This window comes from Desulfosarcina cetonica JCM 12296, assembly GCF_001311845.1.
Lineage (GTDB): Bacteria > Desulfobacterota > Desulfobacteria > Desulfobacterales > Desulfosarcinaceae > Desulfosarcina > Desulfosarcina cetonica.
The window spans coordinates 1-6,902 of record NZ_BBCC01000267.1 but is presented as its reverse complement, the minus strand read 5'-3'; the positions used below and the strand labels follow the sequence as shown (position 1 = coordinate 6,902).

Annotated in this window: 5 protein-coding genes; all 5 read right to left on the bottom strand. The window is 40.8% G+C overall.

Annotation, left to right across the window (positions count from 1 at the left end; translation table 11 throughout):
* Positions 1–7 precede the first annotated feature (7 nt).
* The 5 genes from JCM12296_RS31415 to JCM12296_RS31395 all read right to left on the bottom strand — a co-directional run bounded on the left by JCM12296_RS31415 (position 8) and on the right by JCM12296_RS31395 (position 6,229).
* A complete protein-coding gene (locus JCM12296_RS31415; RefSeq protein ID WP_157068068.1) occupies positions 8–454 on the bottom strand; it encodes a hypothetical protein in 447 nt (148 codons plus the stop codon).
* Positions 455–515: 61 nt separating this feature from the next.
* The gene (locus JCM12296_RS31410; RefSeq protein WP_054701379.1) at positions 516–1,148 is read right to left on the bottom strand and encodes a hypothetical protein; all 633 of its coding nucleotides are present in this window, start codon (positions 1,146–1,148) and stop codon (positions 516–518) included.
* A gap of 147 nt (positions 1,149–1,295) precedes the next feature.
* Positions 1,296–2,399, bottom strand: a complete 1,104-nt coding sequence (locus JCM12296_RS31405) for an AAA family ATPase (RefSeq protein ID WP_054701370.1) — start codon at positions 2,397–2,399, stop codon at positions 1,296–1,298.
* Complete coding sequence (locus JCM12296_RS31400; RefSeq protein WP_054701368.1) at positions 2,354–3,988, bottom strand: AAA family ATPase; 1,635 nt, start codon at positions 3,986–3,988, stop codon at positions 2,354–2,356. The genes JCM12296_RS31405 and JCM12296_RS31400 overlap by 46 nt, the downstream gene beginning before the upstream one ends.
* A gap of 240 nt (positions 3,989–4,228) precedes the next feature.
* Positions 4,229–6,229, bottom strand: a complete 2,001-nt coding sequence (locus JCM12296_RS31395) for an NACHT domain-containing protein (RefSeq protein WP_054701366.1) — start codon at positions 6,227–6,229, stop codon at positions 4,229–4,231.
* Positions 6,230–6,902 lie beyond the last annotated feature (673 nt).

Sequence of the window (6,902 nt, the reverse complement as noted above, 5' to 3'; positions counted from 1 at the left end):
CGGTAACCTATTTTACCTCAAGCCTTTTCAGTGGGGGAAGTGATTCCCACCATTTGTACAACTCACGTCCTTTTTTTATAACGGTCAATAATTCGTTATCACTTCCTTGTAAAAAAATGTCGCAATATTTCTCAATATCATTTTTGAGTCTACTAAAGGAGTCTACAGGATCTTCTGAATTTCCGGGATAAGAACCAGAATGTTTTTTGCCGGTTACAGCCCATAAGTACCATTGGTGCCCGATTCTTTCTTCGCCAAGGAAATAATTAACAAGACCGAGCGTATATCGATAATGGAATTCAAGCCTTCTATTACCTTTACACCAAGACCCAAAGGCGAACTCACCACCAGAAGACTGCCCCTCCCCTTCAATACTAAAAACGAAACCGTATTTTTTGAATACCGGAGCCATTATGTCAGCTCCTTTTTGAATTATATCGGTTTTATTGCTCATTTTAGTTACCGAACGATGCGCCTCAGCCGCGAGGTTTTTTGCGTCGGCTGAAGGCGCCTGGTTATGTTTCTATCGTTATGATATCATTACACTTACCAAGGAAAATATCTAAATGATTTTTATCAATTCGTTGGAAAGTAACATTTGTAAACGATAGCCTATATTCCATTTGGTGCGCGTAATCAGAGCTCTTCTGAAATACATTATAATGCCATCGCTGATTATTAAGTACATCTTTTGAAACTGTTTCTCCTCTGTTATAATTAACTTTTCCTAAATGAGGATATAGTTTGTAGCCAGCCAATTTCGCAGTTAAAACAATTCTTTTTACAAATTTTTCAACATCATGAATACGAGCTATTGCGTCATATGAAGCATCTAAACGCTTAAGAACTTTTGGTGATGCCTCTGGAATAGCGCTACACCAAATAAATACCTCGTTTCCAGAACCAACTTCCATTGGATGACCATCCACTTTCAACATGCCTTTGGCTTCATTTCTGTCACCAAGCTCTGGATTTTCAAGCCCTTGATAAAACTTTACAGAACTCAAACGAATGCATCCTTCATCGCGGAGTTTCAAAGCCCATTTCATTTCCGTTGCTTTGATTAATGAGGCTGGAAAAGGATGTTCATTATATTCAATGCCGTTGACTATCAGCGTTCCGCTCTTTGTCACCTGAATTTTGTTCATAATTTCTTTAAAAACATAACATGAAAATCACAGGCGCTGGTTGTTTGGCGTCCTGTGCATTTTTTGGTTCGGTGAAGCCGTTATATTTGTATTTTTGTCAGATGTTGAGACCTCGCTTCTTTTTCGGAAGTCGCGTTTCATAATTCTCTAGTGACTGTACATTTCTTTCCGTCGAAGGAAGGCATCAGGTCCACCTTCTAATATTTCCATCACGCACCCCTTGGTCGCACCTGTATCGATAGAGCCTCGATCTTTGGTCTTTCCATAATCATTTTCACGGCACATGGGAAGGATTAGTTCGGAATCACCAAGAACGGCGATGTTCGCATTATGAGTGACGAGGATTACCTGGCGCCTTTCTTTTATTGCCCGCAAAGTAGTGACAATGCTTGAGAAGATGAATGCATTGTCAAGGTCGTCCTCGGGTTGATCGATTACTAGCGGCACATTCGATTCAGCCAGCATAGCAATGGTCAATAGGATCGTATGACGCTGCCCATCTGAGAGTTGAAGCACTGGAATTTCCTTAGGCGGCGTTGACTTGGTGCGAACCGTTATGATCGGTTTTGGTTGCTTCGAAAGCGCCTGAAGCTCAAACAGAATATTCCAATAACAAAGCTTGGCGACGAGTTTTTCGGCCCATTCGATCGATATCTTAGCCGAAGAAGAAATCTTCTGGTGGTTCTGCTCCAGAACAAAATCAGCAAGTTCTGACGGAGTGATGCTACAGCAAACGTTTTCGATCAAGTTGTCCTGAAAGTAGGTACCATGCATTTTTTCCTGTATGAATGACTCAAACTCCGAAGTGATCCCCGCGTCATCGTACCTCACGAATATGGTGTAATCCTTGATTGTCTCGGCGAGATTGGCGTTGATTCCCTTTAGTTGAGCTTTCCGCCGCTCGGTCATTTTTTCACGGACTGTCTTCAACTCCGCACGCAGCTTTAACCGTTGTTCGCGACATTGCTTTCTCTCGCCGGTGCGCTGCTCGACCCCTGCAATTTCCTTAGCAATTGCCGTTTTCTGCCGAAGCAACAATTCCAAACCGGGGATATCCGTGGCAAAGCCACGAGCTTTTAAGTCTGCAAGTTTCGTTGCTACCTCGCCACTCATTCGCTGATGGCTAACTTTCAATTCTTCGGCCAGCTTCGTAAGCTCAGTAGCGCATGACTTTAGTATAGCGTTTAATTCTAACTCTTTCTGTTTTAACGCCGCGTTATTCTTAAGGAGCGTTGCTTGGATTGCCGCCAAAGTTTTTTTGGAAGCCTCATCCTCCGTGCAAGTACCAGCAGTCGCCACAATTTGATCGAACTACGTTGGATGTTCGTTAGGCTCCATCCGTTTATGTATTCGGTCGCAATTGCTTTAATGGATTCCCGAACCGCTTTCTCCGAGGCGAGCTTACTTTGCGTCCCAACAACCTCGCGCAGATTCCCTTCCTCCGCTACTTTTAGCTTCTTCTCAATTTCCTCCAGTGACTTCTTTTTGGTGGTCAGTTGGCCGAAAGCACTTTCGAGTGGATTCAAGCGGCCAGCATTTTCACGTAGGCTCGTAACAAGCGATTCCTCGGTTTCAATGAGGTCGCGCAGGTTCGTGTGACGGTCCAAAAACTCCTGAAATAGTTCTGGGTGTTTGAGTGGGTCTTCAGCGACTTTGGCAAGCTCACCTTGCCCGAAATATTCAATGCGGAATGCGTCAATCGGCACATCGGTGATTGATGCATCCTCTTTGGCTTTTACCTCAATATCTCCACCGCGTGTACGAACATAGCGGTATAGAATGCCATTTGCGTCCTCACAGAAAACAGTCACAGAATCGGGGCAGTTATCGAAATCCCCGAATTCATCATTCATACCGAAGGCGTATGCAATTGCACGGATTGCTGTAGATTTTCCAGTACCACGGCCACCGATAAGGCAATTTAGGTTATCACTAAAGTGAATCATTTCTTGGTGGAGGAAACCTCCAGTGATAGCCAAACCGTGAACACGCGGTATAGCACGAGGAACCGAAGCGCAGGCGCGTACTCGGGCTGTTGGATCGACCAGTGCAACACGCAGGGCGTTGAAACTGAGTTCTGCGAGCTTGATTCTCGTCCATGGCTTGCTCGAATCTTGGTACTCAAACCGAGCCATTGAATGCGCATCAGAACCCTGAACGTGGGCGAGGTGGTAGCGCGCTGAAAGACCCTGCACCATTTTACGAGCAGTGAATATTTTCTTACGTTCAACTCCTGCTGATCCGACCTCATCCTGTTCAGAATACCAAAGCAGGGCATCCACCGCATCGCATTCCAATCCATAAAGGCCGGGGCTGGTGATGATGTCTTTTTTCCAGTTCTGGAAGCCGGGAGAAAATGCATCAAAACCTGTCTTTTCTCTGTCAATATGAGCAGCGATACAGATTCCACCTAGCTTTTCAACCTCGGCAATCGTGTCGGTCATTGACTTGGCGGTTCGTGTGTTGTCGGCACCCATATCTCCGATTAGATCAATGCGCGCCAAGAATTTTGCAAGGTCAGCGGTGCGATCGGGTGCGAAGTATGCGAGAACGTGGCCGTGGGCTGTAGTGACTTCAACACCAGGTAGCACGAGAATCTGTCCAGCATAATTTTCCAGGGCGTAGTCGATTGCCCGTTGCACATTTACGTTTGAATTGTGGTCAGTAATCGCAATGACAATAAGGCCTTGCCTCACTGCTGAGTCAACAATTGCCTCTGGGGTCATGGTTGGGTCCATAACATCCTGCGAGGCGCCGTAGGAATGAATATGTAGGTCGACACTGTGGAATCGCGCTCCATTATCGAGAACTTGAATATCCTTAAACAGAACCACTTCCATCACCTCATGATCTCTTCGGAAAACACTTTGACATTTGTAATCTAATTTGAATCATCCCTAACCATAACCGTCATTGTCAGTCTACTCCATATTTAGACTTCATTTGCTCAATTTTCTACAACGCTACACCGCGTCCATGATAGATTTTGGTTATTATACCCTGGATTACTCTCCGAACGTGTTGCTTTGAAGCGCGCGGCCGTTTTGCGCGCCCTTACCAGCAGAGGGTTAGGCACCGACTTATTCTGTGTCTTCATATTCTGAGTTATCCAAATAATCATCATATAATTTTGAATGATATTCGTTTTTTACCTTTCGCATTTCTTGTATTTCGCGTTTTTTGCAAACATTATCTTTAATTGTATTAGGCAATTCTTCCCCAAATTCTATACGTTTTATAGCAGAACTCCAGTAGGGCTCTATCTCCTTAAATAGGATATTTTTACCTGTCTCAAAATTGTCAAAGGGAATATCAGAACTCTGAAGAATGTGTATTAAATCAAGCAAACAAAACCGTATTAAGTTGGTTGATGAAAAAATATTACGTTTAGAAACCGGCATATTACATAGATTCAATATATCAGTCTTGTTTCGTACAAAAAAATCGGCCCCTAAGATCCTTTTTAAATCTTCTACTAGGCTCCCTGCATTGTCATAATATTTGCTGGCTATGCTATTTAACATATGTATTTTTGATAATGGAATCCCTCTATTTTTCAATAAATCAATAAGGTTTTGATGTATTTTATGATAATATTTTTTCAATTTTCTATTAAAATATATATAAAGTATTGGTGTTTCATCCTCACCCATGGCACATTCATCGTACTCTACTTTCGCTCTAGATATAGATATTTTCGCTGCTCTCGCGACATATGCAACTAAGTAACAAATTATTTCTTTTTGAACTTTTTCTGAGCAAATTGGCTTCGCATCCCAAATTACACGTAAAAGCAAAACATCATTAAAATTATCAAACCGAGCCCTTTTAAAAATGTATTTCAAATATTGATCAGCATTATGGAGTTTTTTGGCTAAAAATATATGAATATCGATCCATTCTTCGTTGTTAAAATATTTTTTGACCCAATCTATCACTTCGTGATTATCAATCAAATAGTTAGCTACTAGATACTCATGAATTGTGAAATGAGAAAAAGTATAATAACCTGGGGCCTTTTCGCAAAGAATACCAAAATCACGATATAATGAAGAAAGAATGTATTCCGCGTCTGGAAGTTTATACCTTAAAACTTTTGAAAGGCGATTTACTAAATCTGATTGTTCGATATCATCTTTTGTAAAAACAATTCTTCCTCTATAATGCATTATTGCTGCTAACCATGAAACAAATACCTTTCGTTTTGTGCTAGACAAATCCTTTAATGCACTTTCTCTTTCTATAACCCTAAAATCATCCCATTTACCTAAGAATACTTCAATCGAACGATTGTATAATTCTACAATGTCGCTAGGAATATTAAGATTTGCATTAAATAATGCACATATTAAACTCAACAATAATGGATTAAAACCAAGATCTAATAACTCAATTTTATTTTCTAAAATTGAAATAAGGTTCAATCCTTTATTTTTATCTATATTCTTGTACCAGTTTTTTATGAATTGATTTCTATTAGAGGAATTAAATGGTAGAATCTCGAATGCCTCGAAACCAGGCATAGCGACATCACAGTAAAATGGTCTTGTTGATAAACATAAATAAGATTTAGGATATTTCGCACTGATTCTATTTAGCTCTTGAATTGTTTTTTTATAAAAATTGTTTTTCGCCTCATCTAATCCATCAATCAGAATCATACATCTTCCATGCTCAAGCAACCGATCAATAACTTTCTCTGGTTCGCCAATTTTTAACTCGGATAATAAATCCTCTGATGCCTTGAGTACGGTTTTCCCATTATACTCCAGTTCAGATGCAGCAAAAAAGAACGGCAATACATTATTTTGTCCAATTTTTTTTCCACGCGCAACTTCAAGGGTTATCCATTTAAAAAGTGTGCTTTTACCAACCCCAGCGTCTCCGTATAATAGAAAGCCACCGTTAGACTTTTCAATGGCTTCAAGTGGTGAATATATTTGTTCATCATGATGCCTCCTACCAAGTTTACCAGAGACTTGATGAATAATTGACTTTTTTATTTCATCAGTAGATTTATAGCTATCTCTCTGAATTTTGTTGGACACTTTGATAGGGATATATATATCTTCAACATTCAAACTTCTTTTAGATCGATAAAGAGGTATAGTTCCAACTAAACGCAATATATAGTCAGCGTATTTGTTTTTACTTATAGTTAGTAGCTTTTTTTCTTGAAAAAAATGCTTCAGAGGTTAAATTGACATCATCAAAAACAGACATAAAACATTTTTTTATTATATTTTCGGCCGGTATTTCCATAATTCATAAATATATAATGTATCAGCAATGAGTTCTATGTTTAAAAAAATTCAACGTGCCGCTGTCTAATTTGCACAATCGATTTGCCCTAACGGCAAGGTAAGGGGCCGGGAACAGGTACTGCCGAATGTTCAAAAAGCCCCGAGTTTTCAATCAATGTCATCCGTTCAAAATGGCACCGTAACTCCCGGTCCCGCTTAAGCGACTTGTTGTTGCTTCGACGAAGCCCGAGGTGTGTGTCTACTGACACCGATACCGCATATTCAAACATACATCATGGGCGCCGAATGAAGCCACCCCAAACCGGCCACAAGCAAACAGGGAAGCAGAATCGGAAAAGTGCCTGAGACAGAACAAAATACCAAAAAGATCAAAAAGAAAACCGATGAGCGACGGTCGATAAGCGACGCTCACGCTTCAGGCTGAGACCACAATTCAATGAGAGAATCAAAATCAACATGGCAAAGTAAGGGGAAACGGCGCCCAGAGCAA